This is a genomic window from Pseudomonas sp. P4_C4 (genome assembly GCF_056402055.1).
The window spans coordinates 13,951-38,087 of the sequence record NZ_JBFUID010000036.1 but is presented as its reverse complement, the minus strand read 5'-3'; the positions used below and the strand labels follow the sequence as shown (position 1 = coordinate 38,087).

The following is a 24,137-nucleotide window of genomic DNA, read 5'->3' as shown; positions in this document are numbered from 1 at the left end:
CAACAAAAGAGAGATCGAACATGGCTTACCAACCCCAGGAAATCTTCTTTCGCTCCAACGCACCGGTCACGGTCGATGAGGACAAATGCATCGCCCACAAAGGCTGCACCGTGTGCGTCGACGTTTGCCCGATGGACCTGCTGGCGATCAACCCGGCCACGCAAAAGGCCTACATGGCCTTCGATGAATGCTGGTACTGCATGCCCTGTGAAAAGGACTGCCCGACCGGGGCCGTGAAAGTCGAGATCCCCTATCTATTGCGGTAACCGCTTTTGTAGGAGCTGGCTTGCCAGCGAAGACGCCAGAACAGACAACCCAAAACGCCATCCGGCAACCACCGGACGCCTGATTAAAAACACCCCTCGTTTCCCACCGCGCCCTGATCGTGGCGGAGACGAACATCCAATAAATGATTCGAGGGGAAACACTCATGATGTTGCGTGCAGCGTTGGCCGGTCTGGTACTGGCTTCATTCACCCTGTCGGCCTCGGCCGAAACCATCCGCATTGCCATCGGCACCCAGGACACCACCATCAACTGCGCCGCCGGCGGATTGTTGATTCGCGAACTCGGGCTGCTGGACAAATACCTGCCCCACGATGGTCCCTACAAAGACGCCCAATACGAGGTGCAGTGGAAAAACTTCACCAGCGGCGCCCCCCTGACCAACGAGATGGTGGCCGGCAAACTCGACTTCGGCGCCATGGCCGACTTCCCCGGCGCGTTCAACGGCGTGGCGTTCGAAACGGCGGGCAAGCACAGCCTGTTCATCAGCGTGCTGTCGGGCAGTATCAAGGGCAGCGGCAACGGCATCGTGGTGCCAAGCGCATCGGGCGTGCAGTCGCTGGCAGAGCTCAAGGGCAAGACCATTTCCGTGCCGTTCGCTTCCACCGCCCACGGCATGCTGCTGCGCGCCGTCGCGGCCCAGGGCTGGGACCCGCTCAAGGACGTGAACATCATCGCCCAGCCGCCGGAAGTCGCCGGCTCCGCGTTGCAGGCCGGCAAGATCGATGCTCACGCTGACTTCGTGCCCTTCGCCGAACTGTTCCCCAGCCGCGGTTTCGCGCGCAAGATTTATGACGGCGCCCAGGCCAACGCGCCGACCTTCCACGGTGCGCTGGTCGATCAGGCCTATGCGAAGAAGTACCCGGAAATCGTCGTCGCTTACCTGCGGGCGAGTATCGAAGCCAACCAGTTGCTGACGGCTGAACCGGAGAAATACAGCGAGTTGATCGCCAAGGTCACCGGGGTCGATGCCGAGGTCAATTACCTGTTCCATGGCCCTCTCGGTGTGCAGACCCGCGACCTGAGCTGGAAGCCGGAATATCGCCAGGCCGTCGGCACCGCCATTGATACCCTCAAGTTGTTGAAGAAGGCCGATCGCGGTCTCGATCTCAACACCTTCATCGACGACCAATACATCCGCGCCGCCTTCAAGGCCTCGAACCTGGACTACAGCGCGCAACTGGCCAATTACGACCAGACACCGCTCAAAGCCGTCGATGCCTCCAGCGGCAAAGCCATCACCGACTTCAGCCACGTGGCGGAAATCTGGGTGCGCGGTGAGCCGAAAGTCCGCCAGTACGCCTCGGCGCAAGCGGCGTTTACCGCGCTGGCCGGGCTCAAGCAGGAAGGCAAGAGCATCCGCGCGGTGTACGCCCAGGCCAGCGACAGCGGGATCAAGCTGCTGGCGGATCAGGCGTGGTTTGCCACCGATGGGAAAGGGCAGCTGAGTGCGTTCCTGCTCAAAGGCCAGGCCCAACAGTTCGCCACGGCCCAGGGCGGCAAGGTCTTTGACTTCACTGATGCCACTGCGCAGGCCGTGGCCGTTCGCTAACAGCCGAAACACCACAGCCCCCTGTAGGAGCGAGCTTGCTCGCGAAGGCGGTGGGTCAGTCGACATCAATGTTGAACGTGAAACCGCTATCGCGAGCAGGCTCACTCCTACAAGGTTTGGGTCGAGAGGAGGATTTGTGTACCGATCATATTCACGCTGGATTCCCAGAGCCGCATCCTTGCTGCTCTGCCTCGTATTCTGGCAACTCGCCGCCAGCCACCACTGGAACCTCGGCCTGGTGACCTTCGCCAATGTCCCGACACCCGTGGCGGTCATTGAAGCCGCCCTCGGCCTAGGCGACTCGGGCAAGCTCGCGCAGCACCTGGGCAGCAGCCTCGGCCGGGTGTTCGCCGGTTACTTCGCGGCGCTGATCATCGGCGTGGCCCTGGGCCTGGCCATCGGCCGCTCGAAATGGGCCGAAGATCTGTTGCTGCCACCCCTGGAAGTACTGCGCCCGATCCCGGCCGTGGCGTGGATTCCCCTGGCAATCCTGATGTTTCCCTCCTCGGAACTGTCGATGGTGTTCATCACTTTCACCGGCGCACTGTTCCCGATCCTGCTCAACACCGTGCACGGCGTCGAAGGCGTCGACCCACGGCTGATCGCCTCGGCAAAAAGCCTCGGGGCAGGGCGCCGGGCAATCCTGCTGGAGGTCGTTCTTCCGGGGGCTGCGCCCAGCATCATCACCGGCCTGGCCATCGGCATGGGCACCTCGTGGTTCTGCCTGGTGACGGCGGAAATGATCTCCGGCCAATTCGGCATCGGCTATTACACCTGGGAGTCTTACACCATCCAGAACTACGCCGACATCGTGGTCGGCATGTTGCTGATCGGCGTGCTCGGGATGGGCAGYAGCCTGTTGATCAAACGTCTGGGCGGGTTGTTCACGCCCTGGCATCGACCACGAGGAAAAGCCTGATGAGCGTTTTTCAACATCTGGAAGGGCGTATCGATATTCGTGGGCTGTCGATCAACCTGGGCGAGGGCGACACTGCCTTCGAAGCAGTGCAAGGCCTCGATTGCCAGATCGAGCCGGGGCAGTTCGTGTGCATTCTCGGGCCGTCCGGTTGCGGCAAGTCCACCTTGCTCGGCGCGCTGGCCGGTCACCTGCAACCGCGCACCGGCACGCTCAACGTCGATGGCGCAGCAGTCTCCGGTCCATCGCCCCAGCGCGGCATGGTGTTCCAGCAGCACACCCTGTTTCCGTGGCGCACTGTGCGCGACAACGTGGCGTTCGGCTTGAAAATGCGAGGCGTCGGCAAGGTCGAACGGCACAAGGCGGCGGATGAAATCCTCGCACTGGTGGGCCTCGAAGGTTTTGCCGGGTGTTGGCCCGACCAGCTCTCCGGGGGCATGCAGCAACGGGTGGAAATTGCCCGGGTGCTGGTCAACCGTCCGCGCCTGTTGCTGATGGACGAGCCCTTCGGTGCCCTCGATGCCCTGACCCGATTGAACATGCAGGAACTGCTGCTGGACATCTGGACGCGCATCCGCACCACCGTGGTCTTTGTCACCCATGACATCGACGAAGCGCTGTTCCTCGCCGATCGCTTGCTGGTCATGAGCTCGCGCCCCGGGCGGATCATCGAAGACCTGCGCCTGGAATTCCCCCGGCCGCGCAGCACGGAGCTGATGACCCGCCCTGAATTCTCGCATCTCAAGCGCCATTGCCTCGAACTCCTGCGACACGAAGACGGTCGGCAACTGCCGCGCCTGAACCCGCTCGGACTTCCCCCTGAAAACAAACTGCCGCGATTTGCCCTATGACCTCACTATTCGATGTAACCGATAACGACGACATTCTTGCCCTGCAACCGCGCCTGACCGACGAGGATGCCGGTGTACGCCGGATCGCACTGATCGAACTGGCCGATCTCGAGGAGCCGGACGGCCTGCTGTGGTTGATCAATCGACTGGCCGAAGACCCGATTGCAGACGTTCGCGCCGAAGCCGCGCGGTTGCTGGAAGCCTGGGAGGACGCGCCGGTGGTCGAGGCGTTGTGCCAGGCGCTGACGGATCCATCCCCGGTAGTGCAGGTGGCCGCTGCGCAAAGCCTCAGCCTGCTCAAGAGTGAAGCGGCGGGCCGGGTCATTCTGCCGTGGACCGGGCACGCCGACAGCGGCGTACGCATTGCCGCGTTCCGGGCGTTGCGCGAGTTGCGTTGCCCCGAAGCCGCCGATGCGGCTGCCCGGGCACTGGACGATGCAAGCGCCAGCGTGCGCCGCGAGGCGGTGGGCGTACTCGGCTGGCTCAAGCAACTCGATGCCTTGCCGGCACTGGCGCGGCTGGCCAGCGATGACCCGGACACCGAGGTGCGGCGTGCCGCCACCGGGGCGCTGGGCCTGGCGTCTGACGCACAGGTGCTGCCGGCCCTGCGCCAGGCCTTGCGGGACGCTGCCTGGCAAGTCCGCGAAGAAGCCGCCACCACCCTGGGCAAGGTYGGCCACCTCGACGCCGGCCCGGCCCTGATCGACGCCCTGGGCGACGATTACTGGCAAGTGCGTCTGCGCGCCACCCGCAGCCTCGGTCGCTTGCGTTTTGTACCTGCATTCGAAGCGCTGATCGACACCCTCGGCCACCGCATCAGCAACCTGCGCAAGGAAGCCGCGTTGGCCCTCGGCGAATTGAACGACCCACGGGCCATTGCGGCATTGCAGGGCGCACAAGACGACGGCGACCCTGAAGTGCGCAAGGCCGTGCGCATCGCCTTGAGTCAACTGCAATGAACCCGCTGGCGATTGGCAACTCCCGCAGCAAACAGCAGTTGCGACTGAACTGGCCGGATGGTCGTGAACAGGTGTTCGAACACGCCGAATTGCGTCGCCAGTGCCCGTGCTCGCAGTGCCGGGCGTTTCGGTTGCGGGGGATGGCGCCGTTGGTGGATGCGCGGGTTCAGGTGATCGAGTTGCACTCCCAGGGTTATGGCCTGCAACTGGTGTTCAGCGACGGGCATGAGCGGGGGATTTATCCGTGGGCTTATCTTGCCGGGCTTACCGACTGAATCGATTTCCATTCCTCATCGGGAGCTGTCGCGGTCTGCGGCAGCTCCCCCGTGTGCGCTTCCAGTTGCTTATGTTGCGAATACAGGTTCAGTAACGGCTCGGATAAACGCATCGTCCACAGTCTTTACGCCATACCGATGCATGAACTCACTACCATTGGCAAAGCGATTGAAGCGTTGCTGGCTAATCATGTAAAAATAATCACAGTGGTTAATTACTTCATCAACATTATGCGAGGAAACCAGAATGGCGGTGCCCTCCCTGGCGGCGCCGTGAAGGCATTGCCAAATATAGCGGCGAAACTCTGGATCTACACCGGCAGTAGGTTCGTCGAGAATCACGAAATCTGCAGACATTGAAAGAAGAGAGAGCGTAAAGAACCAGCGTGTCTCTCCGTAGCTGCACAGCGATGATTTTTTGTTCCATATGTCTTGGTATCGGTTAACTATCGCAGGGCTCCACGCACTTAGTTTTTCTAAGGTTGTTTCTTGTGTCATGGGCTCGCTTGATGACAGTGCAGTCACCATTTTAAAAATGTCACGCATGCGCAATGGTGGGGGGGTGGAGATGATTTGAGAAAGGTATAAAAAGTGACTGAAGTCGTTTTTTATGAAGCCGGACTTTGCTTTTTTAAGGTCGCAGACGATATCGAAAAAAGTTGTTTTTCCAGATCCGTTGGGCCCCAGAATGCCGACAATGTTACCTTGAGCAACCTCAAGAGATGCCTGGGTCAAGAGGGGGTTGTCTGTATAGGAGAAATCGATGCTCTGCGCCGTGAATTTTTTCATCAGTATCGGCTCCATACGGGATTGATTCTCAGGTGCTTGAACGTTCTGTGCAGTACTGAAATAAATAAAAGAATTATTGCTGTCGTGATGAGTTTGTTGGATTCAAGACCTTGTTCCATTATCTGGCTTGCAAGTGTCAGTGGGTTTGCGAGGTTCAAAGTGTCGGTGATGGGGTTTGATCTGCTGGCACTCATTACGCCGAGAATCAGCATGCAGAACGAAAAAATGGAAAGCAAAGTGTTCGAGTTCTGAAAGTTGATCGGTAACAATGAAAATGCAGCCCCGAAAGTGCAAAACATGATAAAGCAGATGTAAAAGCGTAGTGCGATATTCAGTAGTTCATGGAGGTTGTAGTTTTCAAATGGGAATTTGGTCGTTAAGTAAAAGGCTGTGCAGTAAGATATTGATATTAGCGAGTAGGCAGTGAAGTGCGATAAGAGAAAAATCAGTTTTGATTCCCTGGAGTAAATAAATGATCGGGTGAACCCGCTTTCCCTTCTTCCGATTATGTAAAAGGCGAATCCAAATAATGCGACACTAGAAGAGATATAAGCATAAAACCATGCTGAAATCGTAATGTAATTGCTCGAGAAATAGTTGGGGTCTTGCCTGGTTGTTGCAAAAAAATAGAACATCGCACAAGGTGATATCAAGATCCAGAAAAAGGCAATGGGTTCTTTTAGTTGTTCTTTTATGAATATGGATGCCAGGGAAGAAACTCTGGGTATAATATTTTTGGTCATTGGGTGGCGATTCTCCATGTTTATTGTTTTTCATTTTGCTTTTGTTTTGGGGCGCCACTTGGTGTTAAGTGGTGTTGCAAGGATTAGTTGATTTTGCTGTTGGATGCAAGCGAGAGAACTTTGTGTTGTAGGGGGATTCCTGCATGTTTTTAAGATGCGTCCTGCATGATGTTAGGAATCTTAGTGGCTTGGTTTTGTTTTGGTGTGGATAGTTTTTAGCGTGGAACTGTGGAATTCCTTTTTGAATCTGTATTTTAGTTTTCGGCAAGCAGAAATGATCTTGCTATGTTGAGTAGAATATTTCTGTAAGAATAAATGTGCGGTTTGTACTTTTTTTATGGATTTTTATTTTCTTGAGAGGCTAATTTTTTAGAAAGGCGACGAACGGTAGGCCTTATTTTTTGATCGTCCGTTTTGTTCGAGTACGGAGCGCTGGACGTTACGTTTGAACCGGCTTCCTGTAGGAGCTGCCGCAGGCTGCGATCTTTTTGCTCTGGTCTCAAGAGATCGCAGCCTCGTTTCACTCGACAGCTCCTACAAGTCCTTGCCAGGAAAAAGCCGAAAGAGTACAAATGTACTCCATGACGACTCTGACTCCCCGCCGTACCGCCATCCTGACCTTTATCCGCGATCGCATCGCCGAGCACGGTCAGCCTCCGAGCCTCGCTGAAATCAGCGAGGCGTTCGGTTTCGCCTCCCGCAGCGTCGCGCGCAAGCATGTGCTGGCGCTGACCGAAGCCGGGTTTATCGAGGTCAACCCGCATCAGGCCCGGGGCATTCGCCTGCTCGGGCAGCCGCCGCGTCCCGAATTGCTGGACATCCCGGTGCTTGGCCGAGTGGCGGCCGGTGCGCCGATTGGGGCCGATGCGGAAGTCCATAGCCGCTTGCTGCTCGATCCGTCGATCTTCTCGCGGGTGCCGGACTACATGTTGCGGGTGCGGGGTGACTCGATGATCGAGGACGGCATCCTCGACGGCGATCTGGTGGGCGTGCACCGCAGCCCCGAGGCCGTTAATGGCCAGATCGTCGTGGCGCGGCTCGACGGCGAAGTCACCATCAAGCGCTTCGAGCGGGTCGGCGATGTGGTTCGCCTGCTGCCGCGCAACCCGGCCTACCAGCCGATCATTGTCGAAGCCGACCGGGACCTGGCCATCGAAGGCGTGTTCTGTGGCCTGGTGAGGCAAGGCTGATGGGTGCCGTCGTTGCGCTGGATACGCTGTTCAATGGCGGCCAGGTCTGGAAGGGCCGGCCTGCGCCACCGGCTGCCAGCCCGCAACCCACCGGGCATGCTGCGCTGGACGCCGCGTTGCCCAGCGGTGGCTGGCCGGAGGCGGCACTGACGGAAATCCTGTTGGCCGGGCAGGGCGTGGGCGAGTTGCAACTGGTGTGGCCGACACTGGCACGGCTGTCGGCGGCGGGCGAGCGCATCGTGCTGGTGGCGCCGCCTTGTGTGCCGTACCCCCAGGCGTGGCAGGGCGCCGGAGTGGATCTGCGTCAGTTGTCGATCATCCAGGCCAGCGAGCGCGATGCGCTGTGGGCCGCGGAACAATGCCTGCGCTCGGGCAGTTGCGGCGCGGTGCTGTGCTGGCCGCACAAGGCCGATGACCGCGCCTTGCGCCGCTTGCAGGTGGCGGCGGAAACCGGCCAGACCCTGGCCTTCGCCTATCGTCCCCTCGGTGAAGCGATCAACCCTTCGCCGGCGGCCCTGCGCATTGCCATCGATGCCCGACCGGCACAACTGCGCGTGCTCAAGTGCCGCGGCGGCCTGGCCCGTTCGGCGCCGATTGCCTTCGCCGTGGGGCATTGAGGTTGCCATGCGCTGGGTCTGCATTGTTTTCCCGCAATTGGCGCTGGACGCGGTACTGCGTCAGCGCGCCGATCCCGATGAACCCCTGGCGTTGCTGACCGGCCCGGCCCAGCGCCGGGTGCTGCAGGCCGTCAACAGTGCGGCGCGGGCGCTGGGTTTGCGTCCCGGCCAGTCCATGAGCGCGGCACAGGCCTTGAGCAAAGGCTTTGTCACGGCCGAATACGACGCCTCTGAAATCGAACACTGGCAGCAGTTCCTCGCCGCCTGGGCCTATCGCTTCAGTTCCCAGGTCAGCGTGCATTACCCCCGGGCCCTGGTGTTCGAGATCGAATCCAGCCTCGGCTTGTTCGGTGCCTGGCCGCAATTCGAAGCGCTTTTGCGCCGTGAGCTCGACGAGCTGGGGTTTCGGCACCGCATCGTGGCCGCGCCCAACCCGGTGGCGGCGCGGGTGCTGGCCAATGCCTATGACGGTCTGGTGGTTCCGGACGATCAAGCCTTGCAGCATCACCTGGGGCAAATGCCCGTCGACCGGATCGGCCTCGAAGCCTCGGTCGCCACGGCCTTGTCGCGCATGGGCTTGCGCATCTTGAGCCAGGTGCAGGCGCTGCCCAGGCATAGCCTGGCCCGGCGTTTCGAGGCCCAGGTGCTCAAGCATCTGGATGCCCTGTTGGGGTTGCGGCGGCTGGCGTTGACGTTTTACCTGCCGCCGGACCGCTTCGATGTGCGTATCGAACTCAATTTCGATGTGCAGTCCCATCAAGCCTTGCTGTTTCCGTTGCGCCGATTGACCGGCGACTTGTCGGCGTTCCTCTGCGGTCGTGACAGCGGCGTACAGCGTTTCGACCTGCACCTGGAGCACGCCGGGTTGCCGGATACGCTCATCAAGGTCGGCCTGCTCAGCGCCGAGCGCGATCCGGCGATGCTCTTCGAACTGGCCCGGGGGCGGCTGGAGCAGGTCCAGGTCGAGGCACCGGTACGCGGTTTTCGCCTGCGTGCCGAAGACCTGCCGACCTTTGTGCCCCAGCATCAGGAACTGTTCGACGATCGCCCGCAGCAGTCCTTGCCCTGGGAGCAACTGCGCGAACGCCTGCGTGCACGGCTGGGAGATGACGCGGTGCACGGCTTGCGCTTCCAGGCCGATCACCGCCCCGAGTGTGCGTGGCAGGCCAGTGCCGACAGCCAGCCCTGCGCGGTGCCGGCGGCAGTGAAACGGCCGGGCTGGTTGCTGACTGAACCGTTGGCCGTGCATCAGGGCTCGGCGCGCATCCTCATGGGGCCGGAGCGTATCGAGTCCGGCTGGTGGGACGGCGACGACGTACGCCGTGACTATTACCTGATCGAAACCCGTGCCGGCCAACAGGGCTGGGCCTACCGGGCGGTCGGTGAGGACGGCCCGTTGTGGTTGCAGGGGTGGTTCGCATGAGCATCGACTATGCCGAACTGCACTGCCTGTCGAACTTCAGCTTCCAGCGCGGTGCCTCCAGTGCCCTCGAGCTGTTCCAGCGCGCGAAAAAGCAGGGTTATCAAGCCCTGGCGATCACCGACGAATGCACCCTGGCGGGCATCGTTCGCGCCTGGCAGGCGGCGAAGTCCGTGGAGTTGCCGCTGATCATCGGCAGTGAAATACGCATCGAGAACGGTCCGAAGCTGGTGCTGCTGGTGGAGAGCCTCGAGGGCTATCAGGCGCTGTGCCGATTGATCACCCGCGCCCGGCGCCGCACGCAGAAAGGCCAGTATCAGGTGCTGCGCGAAGACTTCAGTGAACCCTTGCCGGGATTGCTGGCGTTGTGGGTGCCGGACGCTGTCGATGCCTTTGAACAGGGCCGCTGGCTCAAGCAGGTCTTCGCCGAGCGACTGTGGCTGGCTGTGCAGTTGCATTGCGGTCAGGATGATGCCCGGCGCCTGGACGATCTGCTGACCCTGGCCAGGGAGTTGCGTATTCCTGCGGTCGCTTGCGGCGATGTGCACATGCACGCGCGCGGCCGGCGCGCCTTGCAGGACACCATGACCGCGATCCGTCATCACCTGCCGGTGGCCGATGCCGGGTTGCGCCTGCATCCCAACGGCGAACGCCATCTGCGCGGTCTCGATGTGTTGCAGGCGCTTTATCCGCCAGACTTGCTCGCGGAAACGCTGAACATCGCCCGGCGCTGCACCTTTGAACTTGGCCAGTTGCGTTACCAGTACCCCCGCGAACTGGTGCCGCAAGGGCACTCGGCCACCTCGTGGCTGCGTCATTTGACCGCGGAAGGCATCGAGTGGCGTTGGCCAAAAGGGCCGAAAAGCGAAGTGCTGGTGCAGATCGACAAGGAGCTGCAACTGATCGCGGAGCTGGGCTATGAAAGCTATTTCCTGACGGTCCACGACATCGTCCGCTTCGCCCGCACCCAGCACATTCTTTGTCAGGGGCGCGGCTCGGCCGCCAACTCGGCGGTGTGTTTTGCCCTGGGCATCACTGAAATTGATCCGGATCGCACCACGCTGTTGTTCGAGCGTTTTCTCTCCAAAGAGCGTAACGAACCGCCGGACATCGACGTCGATTTCGAGCATGAACGCCGCGAGGAAGTCTTGCAGTACGTGTTCCAGCGTTATGGCCGGGCCCGGGCCGCGTTGACGGCAGTGGTCAGCACTTACCACGCCGCCGGTGCGGTACGGGATGTGGCCAAGGCATTGGGCTTGCCGCCGGACCAGATCAACGCCCTGGCCGATTGCTGCGGTCACTGGAGCGATGAGACACCGCCCGTGGAGCGTCTGCGCGAGGGCGGGTTCGACCCCGAGAGCCCGATGCTGCACCGGGTGCTCCGCCTGACAGGGCAACTGATCGGCTTCCCCCGGCATTTGTCCCAGCACCCCGGCGGTTTCGTGATTTCCGAGCAGCCGCTGGACAGTCTGGTACCGGTGGAAAATGCCGCCATGGCCGAACGCACCATCATCCAATGGGACAAGGATGATCTCGATGCGGTCGGTTTGCTCAAGGTCGATATCCTGGCGCTGGGCATGCTCAGTGCGATTCGCCGATGTTTCGATCTGCTGCGCCGGCACCGGGGTCTGGACCTGAGCCTGGCGAGCATCCCGTCCGAAGATGCGGCCACCTACGAAATGATCGGTCGGGCCGACACCATCGGCGTGTTCCAGATCGAGTCCCGGGCGCAGATGTCGATGCTGCCCAGGCTCAGGCCGAAGACGTTTTACGATCTGGTGATCGAGGTCGCCATCGTTCGGCCGGGGCCGATCCAGGGCGGCATGGTGCACCCGTACCTGCGGCGACGGAACAAGGAAGAACCGGAGGCCTATCCGTCGCCGGAACTGGAAGTGGTGCTCAAGCGCACCCTTGGTGTGCCGCTGTTTCAGGAACAGGTCATGCAGATCGCCATCGTCGCCGCCGACTACAGCCCCGGCGAGGCCGACCAGCTACGCCGCTCCATGGCCGCGTGGAAACGCCACGGCGGGCTCGAACCGCACAAGGAACGGCTGGCCGCCGGGATGAAGAAAAACGGCTACACCGCCGAGTTTGCCGCGCAGATCTTCGAGCAGATCAAGGGGTTTGGCAGCTACGGCTTTCCCGAGTCCCACGCGGCCAGTTTTGCCTTGCTGACGTACGCCAGTTGCTGGTTGAAATGCCACGAGCCGGCGGCCTTCGCCTGTGCGCTGATCAACAGCTGGCCCATGGGGTTCTACAGCCCGGACCAGATTCTGCAGGACGTCCGGCGTCATCATTTGCAGGTTCGCCCGGTGGACGTGCGCGCCAGTGACTGGGATTGCAGCCTGGAGCCGATCGCCGGTGCGCAACCGGCGATTCGCCTGGGCCTGCGTATGATCAAGGGGTTTCGCGAGGACGATGCCCGACGCATCGTGGCGGCACGCTCCAAAGGCGCGTTTGCCGACCTCGTCGACCTCGGCGAACGGGCACGACTCGATGCCCGCGCCCAGGAGCAACTGGCCGATGCCGGCGCGTTGCGTGGCCTGGCCGGTGATCGCCATCGGGCGCGCTGGGAAGTGGCCGGGGTACAAAAGCAGCTGGGTTTGTTTGCCGGCCTGCCGAGCCAGGAGGAGGACGCGGTGGCGTTGCCCAAGCCCACCGTGGGTGAGGACCTGCAAGCCGATTACGCCAGTGTCGGCACCACCCTCGGGCCGCATCCGTTGGCCCTGTTACGCGGTGAGTTGAAGGCGCGACGCTGCCGCAGTTCGAAGGAATTACTGGACGTCGAGCACGGTCGGCCGGTCAGCATCGCCGGGCTGGTCACCGGCCGACAACGCCCAGCCACCGCCAGCGGCGTGACCTTCGTCACCCTTGAGGACGAGTTCGGCAACGTCAACGTGGTGGTGTGGCGCGACCTGGCCGAGCGGCAGCGCCAGGTGTTGGTCGGCTCGCAGTTGCTCAAGGTCGATGGCCGCTGGGAGAAGGAGGGCGAGGTGCGGCATCTGATTGCCGGGCGGTTGAGTGATCTGAGTGCGTTGTTGGATGGCATTACTGTGCGCAGTCGGGATTTCCACTGACACATGCACTCCCCCTGTAGGAGCGAGCTTGCTCGCGATGGACTTGAGAGCGCCGCGATCATTCAGAAAGCCCGCGTTATCGTTATCCACCATCGCGAGCAGGCTCGCTCCTACAGGGTTGTGTCATTGCGTGCTACTTGGTCAGCGGCCAAAACCGCTCCCCACCGCCCGGTGCATCCGTCCACGCCTGTAACGACCGTGTCGGCAGATCGAAGTAATCCCGCGTGCGCGCATAGCCATGCCCACCCATGCGTCCGATGGCGTCGAGCCCCAGTTGATCGATGTACAGGGTTTTCGGGTCGATCAGTTCGTCCCGCACATGGGCCATCAGCACTTCACCGAAGATGATCTCCCGGGATTGGCCGATGGACAGGGCCATCATCCGCCGGCACTCCAGCGCCACCGGGGCTTCGCCGATGCGCGGGCATTTGACCGTGGTGCCGGGGATGGCGGTGAGGCCGGCGGCGGTCAGTTCATCGAAGCCGGGGGCGAAGGGCACGGCGCAGACGTTCATGGCTTCCACCAGGGCATCGCTGACGATGTTCACGGTGAATTCCTGGTTGAGCTGAATGTTGCGGGTGGTGTCCTTGGGGCTTTGGTCGCCGTAGTTTTCCACGCCCAGGGCGAGGATGGGTGGATCGGCCGACAGCGCATTGAAGAAGCTGAACGGCGCCGCGTTGACCCGGCCTTCGCCGTCGACGGTGGTGACCAGGGCGATCGGCCGTGGCACGACGCTGCCGATCAGGATCTTGTACTTGTCCCGTGGGCTCAATGCGCTGAAGTCGAAGCTTTGCATGGGCAGAAATCTCTAGAGAGGTGGATCAATCGCGCTCAGTGGCGAATGTGCGCTGTAGTCGTCGGCGAACGGGATGGCGGGCTGAAACAGGCTCTTCCAGTCCGGTTGGCCAAAGGCCCGGTCACTGTGGCTGCGCATCAGTTTTTCGAATTGGCGTTGGGCCTGGCGTTGCAGGGCGGGGTAGTCGACGCCCTCGACCTGGCCGTCCTGCATCACGCAACGGCCGTCGATGTAGCTGGCGATGCAGTCATCACCGCGCCCGGCCAGCACCAGATTTTTCAACGGATCGAAGAGAGGTCCCAGGTGCATCCCGCGCAGATTGAACACGGTGATGTCGGCCTTGCAGCCCGGTGCCAGGCGGCCGAGATCGTTGCGGCCCAGTGCCTTGGCACCGCCGAGGGTCGCGGCGTTGTATAGGTCCAGCGTGCTGGTCAGCTCGTTGCCACCCTCCATCAGGCGAGCGATGTTCAATCCCTGGCGCATGTTGTCCAGCAAGTCCGCCGGCCAGGTGTCGGTGCCCAGGGCGAAGTTGATGCCCTTGGCCCGATAGCGGCCAAACGAATTCAGCGCCTCGCCGTCCCGGGCGAACACCACGGGGCAATGCACCAGGCTCGCACCGCCATCCACCAGCCGTTGCAGGTCGTCATCGCCTCGGGTGTAGATGCCGTGGGGCAGCAGGCTGCGCGGGGTCAAAAGCCCAAGCTGCTGCAACCAGCCCAATGACGAGGTGCCGCGCAGTTGCTCGACCATCGTCACCTCGCCGAGGCCCTGGCAGCAGTGCAAGCGCATCGGTGCGTTCAGTTCCCGACTCAGCGCGGCGGTGCGTTGCAGCAGCGCCGGGGTACAGGTCTGGATGCGATCGGGCAGCAGCGCGCCGCGAATCAGACCGCTGTTCGCACCGTCGAAATCCCGGAAAAACCGTTCGGCGGCATCGAGGCCGGCCATGCCCCGGGCTTCGTCCCAGTGGTGCGCAAGGGTTCCATCGGTGCGCCAGTAACTCATGCCGCTCATGTAGCAAGGGCCGAGGTAAGTGCGTAGCCCCAACTCGGCCACCACACCGGCTACCGCTGCAAATTCGTCATAGGTCTCGGCCCATTCGCGGTAGTACATCGAGGTGATCGGCATGGCGGTGGTTATGCCGTTGCGGATCAGCTGGGTGAAGGCGTAGCGGTATTTGAAGACTTCCTCTTCGGGGCTGTAGCTTTCCCGCGATCCACGCGCCAGATACTGCGCCGACCACATTCGGCCCATGGCGCGCTCGTCGCCGTTATCCAGGGTCAGCACCGTGGAATCGAGATCGCCCAAGGCATCCAGATCGATGAAGCCGGGGCCGATCAACGCGTTGCCGTAATCGATCCACCGATCCACCGGCCCCGGATAACCGCGCCCGACAAACTCGATGCGCGAGCCTGTGAACACCACTTCGCCGTCGCGCCACAGCACATGCTGCGTGCCGTCGAAGCCGACTACGCAACTGGCCCGCAAGCCGATGCGCTTCACAGACGGCTTTCCAGCAAACGGCCACCCGTAGCAATTAACCGACCTGCGCGATAGACCTGACGCAGCGGTCGCGAAACCACGGCTTCGCCCAGCGTTTGCACCGGCATCAGCAGGAAGTCCGCCGGCTGGCCGATCTCCAGGCGATTGGCTTCGCAACCCAGCGCCTGGGCGCCGTTGACGGTCGCCGCTTCGAACGCCGCCGCCAGTTCTTCGTCCTTGTTCAAATCGAAACGGAACGCCAGCAACATCGCCCGTTCCAGCATGTCGCCGTTGCCCATGGGCGACCAGGCATCACGAATGCCGTCCGAGCCCAGGCACACATTCACGCCGGTTTCGCGCAAGGCCATGAATGGCGGCACCGCGCAATCGGCCGGGGCCGAGCTCATCAGCGAAATACCCAGCGCCGCCAGGCGCTCGGCCACCGGTTTGACCTGGCTCCACGGCAACATCCCCAGGCAATACGCGTGGCTGATCATCACCCGGCCCTGGCGGCCGTAGCGCTTGGTGTAGTCGGCGATCAGCGCGATCTGCCACAGGCCCAGCTCACCCTTGTCATGCAGGTGAATGTCGACGCCCCGGTCGAACTCGCTGGCCAGTTTGAAGACGAAATCCAGTTGTGCGATGGGGTCGTTGTCGATGCCGCACGGGTCCAGTCCACCGACGTTTTCCACACCCAGGGCCATGGCTTCGCGCATCAGTTCGGCGGTGCCGGGGCGACTGATCAGGCCGGTCTGCGGGAACACCACCAGTTGCAGGTCGATCAGGTCGCGGTATTTTTCGCGCAGTTGCTGCATGGCCTCGACATGATGCAGGCCGAACTCCGGATCGATGTCGACGTGGCAACGCATGGTCAGCGAGCCACGGGCAATGCAGTTTTCCAGCAGGGTACCGGCCCGTTGCGCAATCGGTGTGGTGACTTCGCGCAGGATGCGCCGTTCGTTGGCAATGTAGTCCTTGAGGGTCGGGCCGGCGCTGTTGGGGCACCAGGGTTGACCCCAGAGGGTTTTGTCCAGGTGCACGTGGCTTTCCACCAGGGCGGGGGTGAGCAACTGGTTCTGGCCGTCGATGTCGGTGGCGAGCAGCTCGGTGGTCGAGGCCGGGCGGCGTTGGCTGAAGCAGCCGTTTTCGATCAGCAGGTCTTCGGCGGTTGAGCCGTAGGGGCGCACGTTGCGCAGCCAGCGGGGTTGACTCATTGCAAACCTCAAATTCAGTGGTGTCTTGGCGGGCCCCATCGCGAGCAAGCTCGCTCCCACAGGGTTTGGGGGTGTTCACAAAATGTGTGATCAGCACAAATCACTGTGGGAGCTGGCTTGCCTGCGAAGGCCACGACTCGGTTTCAAGTCAGGCAATCAGCCCTTGAGCTTGGCCCAGATCCGGTCCTGCAGTTCCCGCGCCTTGTTGCTGCATTCCTTTTCCGGGCGCAGGCGCGAGGCGAACTCGTCGGGCATGTTGATGGCGTCCATCACTCGCCACTTGGCGTCGATCAGCTTGTCGCTCTGGATGCCGTTGGCGTAGGCGATGGCGTTGGACACGGCGGCGGCGTTTTCCGGTTTCATCATCCAGTCGATGAAGATCTTCGCGTTGCCGGGGTGTGGTGCGCTTTTCGGTACGGCGAAGTTGTCCTGGAACATCGCCAGGCCTTCCTTCGGATACACGTACTTGATGGTGCTCTTCTGCAAGGTGGCCCGCGCTGTAGAACCGTTCCAGTTCTGCATCATGATCACTTCACCGGAGGCCATGCGGTCGACGGTGTTGTCCGAGCTGTACATCTTCAGGAAGGGTTTCTGTTTTTGCAGCAGTTCGAGGATGCGCTTGGCGTCCTGCGGGTTTTCGCTGCATTCGTCGACATTCAGGTAGTGGCTGGCGGCGTTGATCACACTGCTGGAGGTGTCGAGGGCGGCGAGCTGGCCTTGCAGTTCCTTGCGCGGCTCGAAGAACTCTTTCCACGAGTCGTCGAGCTTGCCGCCGGGCACCCGGGCGCTGTCATAGGAGAACCCGGTGGTGCCCCACAGGTACGGCGCCGAGAACTTGCGACCGGGGTCGAAGCTCGGGTCGCGGAACGCCGGTTTGACGTACTGGAAGTTGGGCAGGGCCGAGGCGTCGATTTCCAGCAGCAGGTCTTGATTGATCAGGGTGCGCATGATCGATTGCGATGGCACGATCACGTCGTACGCCGCACCACCGGCCTGTAACTTGGCCAGCAGGGTTTCGTTGCTGTCGTAGCCGTCCATGGTGACCTTGATCCCGGTCTCCTTTTCGAACTTGGCCAGCAGGTCGACCGGGTAGTAGTCGGTCCAGTTGTAGAAGAACAGTTCCTTGGGCTCGGCGGCCTGGGCGGTGAAAACGGTGAAGCAACTGAGGGCCAGACCGGCGACGCCGTAACGCATGCTTTTCAGGATCATTGTTAACGCTCCAGGCTCATTGTTGTTTGCCGCGCTGTCCCAGCCAGAAGGCCAGCACCACCAGCACGATGGAAATCACCAGCATCAGGGTCGAGATCGCGTTGATCTCCGGCGTCACGCCGGCCTTGATGGCCGAGAAGATGTACACCGGCAAGGTGGTCGAACCGGGACCTGCGACGAAGAAGGTCATGATGAAATCGTCGAGACTGACCACGAACGCCAACACCGAACCGGACAGCACCGCCGGCCACAGCAGCGGCAGGGTCACCCGGCGAAACACCTGCCAGGGGTTGGCATACAGGTCGTTCGCCGCTTCCAGCAGGCTCTTGTCCAGGTCGTTGAGCCGCGCACGGATTGGCAGGTAAGCGAAGGGAATGCAGAAGCCGATGTGGGCGACGATGACCGTCAGCAAACCGAGCTTGATCCCCAGCGCCATGAACAGCAGCAGGGTGGCGACGGCGGTGACGATCTCCGGCAGGATCAGCGGCAGGTTGATTCCGCCCTCGACCATTTTCTGCCCGTAGAACGGCCGATAAGTCGCCAATGCCGCGAGCAATGCAATGGCTGTGGCACAGACCGTGGCGATGCTGGCGACGATGATCGAGTTCAGCGCCGCGGTCTGGATCGATGGGTTGGCCAGGATGCGTCCGTACCAGGCGAACGAGAACTCGGTCCACACCGTCGCCGAGCGGTTGGCGTTGAAGCTGTAGGCGATCAGCACGAAAATCGGCAGGTACAGATAGGCCAGCATCAGCAGGCTGACTTCACGGGTCAGGGGCAGTTTCTTCAGGTGCAGGGCGATCATGCTTGGGCTCCTGGGCGTTGGGTCTTGGCGGTATTGCGGCTATAGAGGGCGTAGAGCACCAGGGACAGCAACATGATCCCCAGCAACAGGAACGACAGCGAACTGCCCAGCGGCCAGTTGCGCGCGGTGCCGAATTGCTGCTGGATCAGGTTGCCGATCATCAGCGTCTTGCCGCCGCCGAGGATCGCCGGGGTAATGAAGGCACCCAGGCTCGGTACGAACACCAGCAAGGCACCTGCGATCACGCCCGGCATCGACAGCGGCAGGATGATCCGGCGCAACGCGTGCCAGCGGTTGGCACCCAGGTCGTAGGCGGCTTCCACCAGGCGCCAGTCGAGTTTTTCCAGGGTCGAGTAGATCGGCAGGATCATGAACGGCAGGAAGCTGTAGACCAGGCCGACGCTGACCGCGAAGTCGTTGTAGAGCAGGGTGATGCCCCCGGCTTGCGGCAACAGCGCGTTGAGGCTCTGGGCAATCCAGCCGTGTTCGCGCAGGATGATCAGCCACGCATAGTTGCGGATCAGCAGGTTGGTCCAGAACGGGATGGTGATCAGCAACACCATCAGGTTGCGTCGGCGGGGCGTCAGGCTCGACATCCACAGCGCCACCGGGAAGCCGAACAGGAAACACAGGACCGTGGTGCCACCGGCCTGAAACACCGAGCGGATCAGTGCCTGGGCGTAGACCCAGTTCAGTTCCAGTTCACCGTCGAAACCTTCCTGGAAAAACAGCTGAACGTAACTTTGCAATTGCCAGTTGGCCTGCCAGTCGACGCCACCATAGACGTTGCGTGGCAACAGGCTGATGTAGCCCATGATGCCCAGCGGAATGGCGATCAGGGCCAGCAGGGTCAGGAGCACCGGGCTGAGCAGCAGCGCACGGTTGAGGGCTGGAGAAGTGCTGCTGACGCTCATCTCAGGCCTCCATCAACAGGCAGGCGTGTGGCGGCAGGTTGACCGCGACGCGATCACCCACCACCCGGCCGTGGTTCAGGCCTTCGTTGTTCTCGCGCAGCATGACCTTGATGTCGTTGTTCAGGCGGCATTGGTAGAGCGTGGCCGTGCCGACATACAGCACGGCTTCGATCACGCCGCGCAGGTGATGGGGCTGCGTCGGCTCGACCAGTTGCGAACGCTCGGGGCGGAACGCCAGTTGCACCTTGCTGCCGTCAAAGCCCTGGGCCAGGCAGGGGATTTCCACGGGCATGCCGTTGGGCACGAAGAGCTTTTCGTTCTGCTGGCCGCGCTTGATGTGGCCGGGGAGGAAGTTGATGTCGCCGATGAATTGCGCGACGAACTGGTGTTGCGGCCGTTCGTAGATCTCGTTGGGCGTGCCGATTTGCAGGATCTTGCCGGCGGACATCACGGCAATGCGATCGGACAGGGTCAGCGCCTCTTCCTGATCGTGGGTGACGAAAATAAAGGTGATCCCGGCTTCTTTCTGCACACGCTTGAGTTCGACCTGCATTTCCTTGCGCAGCTTGAGGTCCAGGGCCGACAGCGGTTCATCCAGCAACAGCACTTTGGGTTTCGGTGCCAGGGCCCGGGCCAGAGCCACCCGTTGCTGTTGCCCGCCGGACAGTTCGGCCGGTTTGCGCCTGGCCAGGTGCTGCATTTGCACCAGCGCGAGCATTTCCTCGACACGCTGCGCAATCAGCTTGCGATCAAGGCCCTGCATCTCGAGGCCGAAGGCGATATTCTGCGCAACACTCATGTGCGGAAACAGCGCGTAACTCTGGAACACCGTGTTGACCCGACGCTTGAACGGCGGCAAATCGTTGACCGGCTCGCCCGCGAGGCGAATCACACCGTCGCTGACGTGCTCGAAGCCGGCAATGGTGCGCAGCAAGGTGGTTTTGCCGCAGCCGGAGGGGCCGAGCAGGGTGAAGAATTCGTTGTCGGCAATGTCGACCGAGACGTTATCGAGGGCGGGTGCCAGCCCCGGATCGTCGGAATATCGCTTTGAGACGTTTCGCACTTCGATTGCTGTTGGATGACCCATTATGGTGCATTCCTCTAATTATTGTATGCAAAATCTGGATGCAATTTAGAAATACCCGGATTAATCTGCCCGTGCAAGCCCCTTTTTCAAAGGCTGTTCACTCGCCAGGGTTGGTTGCACAGGGCGCGAGGAGTTGATGAATGACGGAAAAGAAACTGGAAACCACGGTCGACCGCGTCTACCAAGGGGTTTACGAGGCGATCAGCAAACGCTCGTTGCGTCCGGGCATGAAACTCGGCGAAGCCTCACTGGCCGAGCTTTTCAATGTCAGCCGCACGTCCGTTCGGGCCGCGCTCAAGCAATTGGAGGCCGATGGACTGGTCACCACCGAGCCCAATAAAGGTGCATCGGTGTCGTTGCCGAGTGACGAAGAGATCCGCTCGTTGTTCGAAACCCGGCGTTTGATCGAGATCGGTATCGTCAGCGAACTGTGCCGTCGGCGTGATACAGCGGTGACCCAGGACCTGCGCGATCATTTGCTGCTGGAAGATGAAGCGCATCAGAGCGGTGATCACGAACGGCTGATTCACCTGCTCGGCGAGTTCCACATCAAGCTGGCCCGCAGCCTGAACAACCCGGTGTTGCTCGACTGGTTCCAAAAGCTGATTTCCCGGGCGTCGCTGTATGCCGCCGCACTGGATGACGACAGTCACGAGGCCTGCCGCGACGACGAACACCTGCGGCTGATCGAGTACATCGAGGCGGGCAACCAGAGCGCGGCCATCGAGCTGACCTGCATGCACTTGAATGGCATCGAGAAGGCCATTCTGGATGTCGCGGCAACCCTGAAAAGCAGTTACAACCCGCTAAAGCACCTGATTGAGGTGTAGACCCCTCTGAACACCAAACTGTAGGAGCGAGCCAGGTCCGGGCGGCGTTCCGACGATAACAACGGTACAGTCGACATGGATGTCGTCTGACGCACCGCTATCGTCGGAACGCCGCCCGGAGCCGGCTCACTCCTACAAGGGTTCTGCAAAGGCCCGCGAGAATCAGCTATACCTCTATGAAACGAATAGTGTGCAGGATGCTCGAAACAAACGGGTGCAACTTACCGGGATAGAGTCAAACCATGCAGTTTCTCGAGGATAGCCACGGGTGTTCCGGGTGGAACGGCGAAATGGCCGGGCGCATTCGTGCGTTCGACTGGAGCCTGACCGAACTTGGCCCACTCGATTCATGGTCCAGGAGCCTGAGCAGCGCGGTGCAGTTGATGCTCGCGTCCTCGCTGCCGATGGTGATGCTCTGGGGGCAGCCCGGGTACATGATCTATAACGATGCTTACTCCAAGTTTGCCGGTGGGCGTCATCCGTACCTGCTGGGGTCTACGGTGGAGCTGGGTTGGCCAGAAGTCGCCGAATTCAATCGCCACGTAGTCGACACCTGCCTGGCGGGCGGCACCTTGTCCTATCGCAACAAAGAACTGGTGCTGCTGCGTGACGGGGTTCCGGAACATGTCTGGATGGACCTCTACTACAGCCCGGTGGCTGATGATGACGGACGTCCGGCCGGGGTCATGTCCATGGTGGTGGAAACCACGGAGCGGGTGATATCCGAGCACCGGCGACAAGTGGCTGAAGACGCTTATCGTGCGGATAACGAGCGGGTGCGCCTGGCATTGAACGCCGGTGCCTTGCTCGGTTCCTTTGTCTGGGACATCAAGACCAACGTGTTGTCGGGTGATGAGCGATTCGCTCGCACGTTCTCTTATCCACCCGGGCAAGACTTGGGCAATCTGTCACAGGAGATCGTCGAAGGGCGGATCCATCCGGACGACCGCAGCTGGGTCCAGGAACGGGTCACACTGTCGGTCGAGACGGGCGAACCCTACAACGTCGAGTACCGGATCCGGCGTCCCGACGGCAGTTACTTCTGGGTGCTCGCCAGCGGTTGCTGTGAATTCGATGAGCAAGGCGAGGCATTTCGTTTCCCTGGTGTGCTGATCGATATTCACGAACGCAAGACCGCCGAAGAATCCCTGCTCAAGTTCACCCGCAACCTGGAGCAGCGGGTGGCCGATGAGGTCGAGGCGCGGCTGGCGGCGGAAGAACAACTGCGCCAGTCACAGAAACTCGAAGCCATCGGTGGCCTCACCGGCGGTGTGGCCCATGACTTCAACAACCTGTTGCAAGTGATCGCTGGCAACCTGCACCTGTTGGCACGCCATGAGCCGAATAACCCCAATGTGCAACGCCGGGTCTCGGCGTCGATTGCCGCGGTCGAGCGCGGTGCCAAGCTGTCCTCGCAATTGCTTGCATTCGCCCGTCGCCAACCGTTGTCGCCTGCGGTCTTCACGTTGCGGCAGATTTTCGATGGCCTGGCGGAGCTGTTGCAACGTGCCTTGGGTGAAACCCTTCAGGTGCACATGGCAGCGCCTGAGGATTCCTGGAATGTGTTTGTCGATCGCAATCAACTGGAAAACGCCATTCTCAACCTGGCGATCAATGCCCGGGACGCCATGCAGGGTGAGGGGACCATTGATCTTTGCGCGGACAACATCGTCCTGGGTCGCCAATTTTGCGCCGGCAAGGGCATTGCTGCCGGGGACTATGTACGGGTGTCCGTGGCGGACACCGGCGTCGGCATGCCGCCGCAGGTGCTGGCCCAGGCGTTCGAGCCATTCTTCACCACCAAGGCCGACGGTCAGGGCACCGGATTGGGCTTGAGTATGGTGTTTGGTTTCGTCAAACAGAGTGGCGGTCATATCGAAATTGCCAGCGCCGTCGGGCAGGGCACCCGGGTGCAGCTGTATTTCCCGCGCACCTTGCGCTCGGCACCCAGCGAAACACCGAACCCCGACGTGCCGCAACGGGGTGGCCACGAGCGTATTCTGGTGGTCGAAGACAATGAGGCGGTGCGGGTATCGGCGGTGGAGTTGTTGCGCGAAGAGGGTTATCAGGTCCTCACGGCCACCAACGGTGACGTCGCCATGCAAATGTTGCTGGAAGGGCTGGCGGTGGACCTGATATTCACCGACGTGGTCATGCCCGGCCTGATCAAGAGTTCGGACCTGGCGGCCTGGGCGAAAGTGCAGGAACCACCGGTGGCCGTGCTGTTCACCTCGGGGCATACCCGCGACATCATCTCGCGTAATCACCAGCTCAGCCCCGACACCCACCTGCTGAGCAAACCCTACAATCCCGAAGCACTCAGGCAAATGGTGCGCACGGTGCTTAACGGCTGAAACCAGTGGAGGCGCGGGTGCAGGCAAAGGTTTTATCGCCTGTGCGACAGGACGACGAACGGACGCCGCTGGTCTGACAGGTGGTCGACAGAACGGGCTAACCGAGGCCATTCTGATAGTTGGTGAACGCAATTGATCGCGTTTCGCTGCCGATCAACAAACGGAGGTGTTCCATGCCGGTGCCCCATGACCTTTATCAGGATCTGAAACGCTCAAAGGAAGAAGTCCAGCAGAAACGCACCAAGGATCCGTTACTGGATTCACTGCTTAACAAGTATTCCCAGGCGGATGCCGAAGTGGTGAAAGCAGAGGAGGCCAAGTCCAACGATGACACCGTAAGGAAACTCAAGGAGGCTCGCCTGCTGGTCAAGGACAAGATCGTCAAGCAACTGGGCTCGACATCCTGACCCAGCGTGCTGCCACCGACGAGCGGTGGCCGGAAAGTTGGAACGGCAACCAGAACCGGCACCTCGAATGCTCAGAGACCAATGTTACGGCTCTCAACGAGGTGCCTCATGACCCAGCCCGAATATCCCAGTGAACAACAGGGTGCCTACGACCCTATACCCACTCATCCCGAACCGCTGAGCCCCGAACACACCACGGTCAATCCCGAGGAAGAGCCGGGCATTGATGAATGTCCGGAAGATGAAGGTGTCGACTCGGACACCGAGTGAACGCTGTCCCTGTGGGAGCGAGCCTGCTTGCGAAGACGTCAGCACAGTCAACACCACTGGTGACTGCCCGTCCGCGATCGCGAGCAGGCTCGCTCCTA

At 61.2% G+C, this 24,137-nt stretch carries 22 protein-coding genes; 14 read left to right on the top strand and 8 right to left on the bottom strand.

Features of this window, described 5'->3' with window-relative positions; translation table 11 throughout:
• Positions 1-20 precede the first annotated feature (20 nt).
• The 6 genes from AC1DXW_RS19190 (at position 21) to AC1DXW_RS19165 (ending at position 4,838) form a co-directional block, all read left to right on the top strand.
• Positions 21-266 (top strand): 4Fe-4S dicluster domain-containing protein, encoded by a 246-nt coding sequence (locus AC1DXW_RS19190; protein WP_003180418.1) that lies wholly within the window; start codon positions 21-23, stop codon positions 264-266.
• 164 nt (positions 267-430) lie between these two features.
• Positions 431-1,837 carry an ABC transporter substrate-binding protein gene (locus tag AC1DXW_RS19185; RefSeq protein WP_477760325.1) on the top strand — a complete coding sequence of 469 codons (1,407 nt, stop codon included), beginning with the start codon at positions 431-433 and terminating at the stop codon, positions 1,835-1,837.
• A gap of 136 nt (positions 1,838-1,973) precedes the next feature.
• On the top strand, positions 1,974-2,756 hold the full coding sequence (locus AC1DXW_RS19180) for an ABC transporter permease (RefSeq protein WP_477755700.1): 783 nt from the start codon (positions 1,974-1,976) through the stop codon (positions 2,754-2,756).
• Positions 2,756-3,604, top strand: coding sequence for an ABC transporter ATP-binding protein (locus tag AC1DXW_RS19175; protein ID WP_477755701.1), 849 nt, complete (start codon positions 2,756-2,758; stop codon positions 3,602-3,604). Before AC1DXW_RS19180 ends, AC1DXW_RS19175 begins: the two co-directional genes overlap by 1 nt.
• Positions 3,601-4,563, top strand: a complete 963-nt coding sequence (locus AC1DXW_RS19170) for a HEAT repeat domain-containing protein (protein WP_477755702.1) — start codon at positions 3,601-3,603, stop codon at positions 4,561-4,563. Before AC1DXW_RS19175 ends, AC1DXW_RS19170 begins: the two co-directional genes overlap by 4 nt.
• The gene (locus AC1DXW_RS19165; protein WP_477755703.1) at positions 4,560-4,838 is read left to right on the top strand and encodes a DUF971 domain-containing protein; all 279 of its coding nucleotides are present in this window, start codon (positions 4,560-4,562) and stop codon (positions 4,836-4,838) included. The genes AC1DXW_RS19170 and AC1DXW_RS19165 overlap by 4 nt, the downstream gene beginning before the upstream one ends.
• A 69-nt stretch (positions 4,839-4,907) precedes the next feature.
• Here AC1DXW_RS19165 and AC1DXW_RS19160 read toward each other — a convergent pair whose 3' ends face one another.
• Positions 4,908-5,627: an AAA family ATPase gene (locus AC1DXW_RS19160; protein WP_477755704.1), complete on the bottom strand. Its 720-nt coding sequence runs from the start codon at positions 5,625-5,627 to the stop codon at positions 4,908-4,910.
• Positions 5,628-6,942: 1,315 nt separating this feature from the next.
• Here AC1DXW_RS19160 and lexA point away from each other — a divergent pair.
• The 4 genes from lexA to AC1DXW_RS19140 are packed head-to-tail and all read left to right on the top strand — an operon-like array spanning position 6,943 to position 12,674.
• Positions 6,943-7,560 carry a transcriptional repressor LexA gene (gene lexA / locus AC1DXW_RS19155; protein WP_347906995.1) on the top strand — a complete coding sequence of 206 codons (618 nt, stop codon included), beginning with the start codon at positions 6,943-6,945 and terminating at the stop codon, positions 7,558-7,560.
• Complete coding sequence (gene imuA / locus AC1DXW_RS19150; protein ID WP_223462842.1) at positions 7,560-8,177, top strand: translesion DNA synthesis-associated protein ImuA; 618 nt, start codon at positions 7,560-7,562, stop codon at positions 8,175-8,177. The genes lexA and imuA overlap by 1 nt, the downstream gene beginning before the upstream one ends.
• A 7-nt stretch (positions 8,178-8,184) precedes the next feature.
• The gene (locus AC1DXW_RS19145; protein WP_477760324.1) at positions 8,185-9,600 is read left to right on the top strand and encodes a Y-family DNA polymerase; all 1,416 of its coding nucleotides are present in this window, start codon (positions 8,185-8,187) and stop codon (positions 9,598-9,600) included.
• Positions 9,576-12,674 carry an error-prone DNA polymerase gene (locus AC1DXW_RS19140; protein ID WP_477755202.1) on the top strand — a complete coding sequence of 1,033 codons (3,099 nt, stop codon included), beginning with the start codon at positions 9,576-9,578 and terminating at the stop codon, positions 12,672-12,674. Before AC1DXW_RS19145 ends, AC1DXW_RS19140 begins: the two co-directional genes overlap by 25 nt.
• Positions 12,675-12,807: 133 nt before the next feature.
• On the opposite strand, the gene AC1DXW_RS19135 is transcribed toward AC1DXW_RS19140, so the two are convergent.
• The 7 genes from AC1DXW_RS19135 to AC1DXW_RS19105 form a co-directional block, all read right to left on the bottom strand.
• Positions 12,808-13,470, bottom strand: coding sequence for a flavin reductase family protein (locus tag AC1DXW_RS19135; RefSeq protein WP_477755203.1), 663 nt, complete (start codon positions 13,468-13,470; stop codon positions 12,808-12,810).
• Positions 13,471-13,482: 12 nt separating this feature from the next.
• A complete protein-coding gene (locus AC1DXW_RS19130; protein WP_477760323.1) occupies positions 13,483-14,970 on the bottom strand; it encodes an amidohydrolase family protein in 1,488 nt (495 codons plus the stop codon).
• Positions 14,967-16,163 (bottom strand): amidohydrolase family protein, encoded by a 1,197-nt coding sequence (locus AC1DXW_RS19125; protein WP_477755205.1) that lies wholly within the window; start codon positions 16,161-16,163, stop codon positions 14,967-14,969. Before AC1DXW_RS19125 ends, AC1DXW_RS19130 begins: the two co-directional genes overlap by 4 nt.
• Before the next feature lie 156 nt (positions 16,164-16,319).
• The gene (locus tag AC1DXW_RS19120; protein WP_477755206.1) at positions 16,320-17,372 is read right to left on the bottom strand and encodes an extracellular solute-binding protein; all 1,053 of its coding nucleotides are present in this window, start codon (positions 17,370-17,372) and stop codon (positions 16,320-16,322) included.
• A gap of 16 nt (positions 17,373-17,388) precedes the next feature.
• Positions 17,389-18,177 (bottom strand): ABC transporter permease, encoded by a 789-nt coding sequence (locus AC1DXW_RS19115; protein ID WP_007995935.1) that lies wholly within the window; start codon positions 18,175-18,177, stop codon positions 17,389-17,391.
• The gene (locus tag AC1DXW_RS19110) at positions 18,174-19,091 is read right to left on the bottom strand and encodes an ABC transporter permease (RefSeq protein WP_477755207.1); all 918 of its coding nucleotides are present in this window, start codon (positions 19,089-19,091) and stop codon (positions 18,174-18,176) included. The genes AC1DXW_RS19115 and AC1DXW_RS19110 overlap by 4 nt, the downstream gene beginning before the upstream one ends.
• Before the next feature lies 1 nt (position 19,092).
• A complete protein-coding gene (locus tag AC1DXW_RS19105; RefSeq protein ID WP_477755208.1) occupies positions 19,093-20,178 on the bottom strand; it encodes an ABC transporter ATP-binding protein in 1,086 nt (361 codons plus the stop codon).
• A 140-nt stretch (positions 20,179-20,318) separates the two neighbouring features.
• On the opposite strand from AC1DXW_RS19105, the gene AC1DXW_RS19100 reads away from it, so the two are divergent.
• The 4 genes from AC1DXW_RS19100 to AC1DXW_RS19085 all read left to right on the top strand — a co-directional run bounded on the left by AC1DXW_RS19100 (position 20,319) and on the right by AC1DXW_RS19085 (position 24,039).
• A complete protein-coding gene (locus AC1DXW_RS19100; RefSeq protein ID WP_007987445.1) occupies positions 20,319-21,008 on the top strand; it encodes a GntR family transcriptional regulator in 690 nt (229 codons plus the stop codon).
• Positions 21,009-21,250: 242 nt separating this feature from the next.
• Positions 21,251-23,362, top strand: a complete 2,112-nt coding sequence (locus tag AC1DXW_RS19095; RefSeq protein ID WP_477760322.1) for a hybrid sensor histidine kinase/response regulator — start codon at positions 21,251-21,253, stop codon at positions 23,360-23,362.
• 173 nt (positions 23,363-23,535) lie between these two features.
• Positions 23,536-23,769, top strand: coding sequence for a DUF465 domain-containing protein (locus tag AC1DXW_RS19090; RefSeq protein ID WP_046038510.1), 234 nt, complete (start codon positions 23,536-23,538; stop codon positions 23,767-23,769).
• Between the two features lie 108 nt (positions 23,770-23,877).
• Positions 23,878-24,039: a hypothetical protein gene (locus AC1DXW_RS19085; protein WP_477755531.1), complete on the top strand. Its 162-nt coding sequence runs from the start codon at positions 23,878-23,880 to the stop codon at positions 24,037-24,039.
• The last annotated feature ends 98 nt before the right edge of the window (positions 24,040-24,137 follow it).

What these genes read in the sequence shown, in the direction of transcription:
- AC1DXW_RS19105 (WP_477755208.1), bottom strand. Translation starts at nt 20,178, where the DNA reads ATGGGTCATCCAACAGCAATCGAAGTGCGAAACGTCTCAAAGCGATAT.
- AC1DXW_RS19135 (WP_477755203.1), bottom strand. Translation starts at nt 13,470, where the DNA reads ATGCAAAGCTTCGACTTCAGCGCATTGAGCCCACGGGACAAGTACAAG.
- lexA (WP_347906995.1), top strand. Translation starts at nt 6,943, where the DNA reads ATGTACTCCATGACGACTCTGACTCCCCGCCGTACCGCCATCCTGACC.
- AC1DXW_RS19100 (WP_007987445.1), top strand. Translation starts at nt 20,319, where the DNA reads ATGACGGAAAAGAAACTGGAAACCACGGTCGACCGCGTCTACCAAGGG.
- AC1DXW_RS19090 (WP_046038510.1), top strand. Translation starts at nt 23,536, where the DNA reads ATGCCGGTGCCCCATGACCTTTATCAGGATCTGAAACGCTCAAAGGAA.
- AC1DXW_RS19115 (WP_007995935.1), bottom strand. Translation starts at nt 18,177, where the DNA reads ATGATCGCCCTGCACCTGAAGAAACTGCCCCTGACCCGTGAAGTCAGC.
- AC1DXW_RS19120 (WP_477755206.1), bottom strand. Translation starts at nt 17,372, where the DNA reads ATGATCCTGAAAAGCATGCGTTACGGCGTCGCCGGTCTGGCCCTCAGT.
- AC1DXW_RS19145 (WP_477760324.1), top strand. Translation starts at nt 8,185, where the DNA reads ATGCGCTGGGTCTGCATTGTTTTCCCGCAATTGGCGCTGGACGCGGTA.
- AC1DXW_RS19175 (WP_477755701.1), top strand. Translation starts at nt 2,756, where the DNA reads ATGAGCGTTTTTCAACATCTGGAAGGGCGTATCGATATTCGTGGGCTG.
- AC1DXW_RS19125 (WP_477755205.1), bottom strand. Translation starts at nt 16,163, where the DNA reads ATGAGTCAACCCCGCTGGCTGCGCAACGTGCGCCCCTACGGCTCAACC.
- AC1DXW_RS19160 (WP_477755704.1), bottom strand. Translation starts at nt 5,627, where the DNA reads ATGAAAAAATTCACGGCGCAGAGCATCGATTTCTCCTATACAGACAAC.
- imuA (WP_223462842.1), top strand. Translation starts at nt 7,560, where the DNA reads ATGGGTGCCGTCGTTGCGCTGGATACGCTGTTCAATGGCGGCCAGGTC.
- AC1DXW_RS19165 (WP_477755703.1), top strand. Translation starts at nt 4,560, where the DNA reads ATGAACCCGCTGGCGATTGGCAACTCCCGCAGCAAACAGCAGTTGCGA.
- AC1DXW_RS19185 (WP_477760325.1), top strand. Translation starts at nt 431, where the DNA reads ATGATGTTGCGTGCAGCGTTGGCCGGTCTGGTACTGGCTTCATTCACC.
- AC1DXW_RS19190 (WP_003180418.1), top strand. Translation starts at nt 21, where the DNA reads ATGGCTTACCAACCCCAGGAAATCTTCTTTCGCTCCAACGCACCGGTC.
- AC1DXW_RS19110 (WP_477755207.1), bottom strand. Translation starts at nt 19,091, where the DNA reads ATGAGCGTCAGCAGCACTTCTCCAGCCCTCAACCGTGCGCTGCTGCTC.
- AC1DXW_RS19085 (WP_477755531.1), top strand. Translation starts at nt 23,878, where the DNA reads ATGACCCAGCCCGAATATCCCAGTGAACAACAGGGTGCCTACGACCCT.
- AC1DXW_RS19095 (WP_477760322.1), top strand. Translation starts at nt 21,251, where the DNA reads ATGCAGTTTCTCGAGGATAGCCACGGGTGTTCCGGGTGGAACGGCGAA.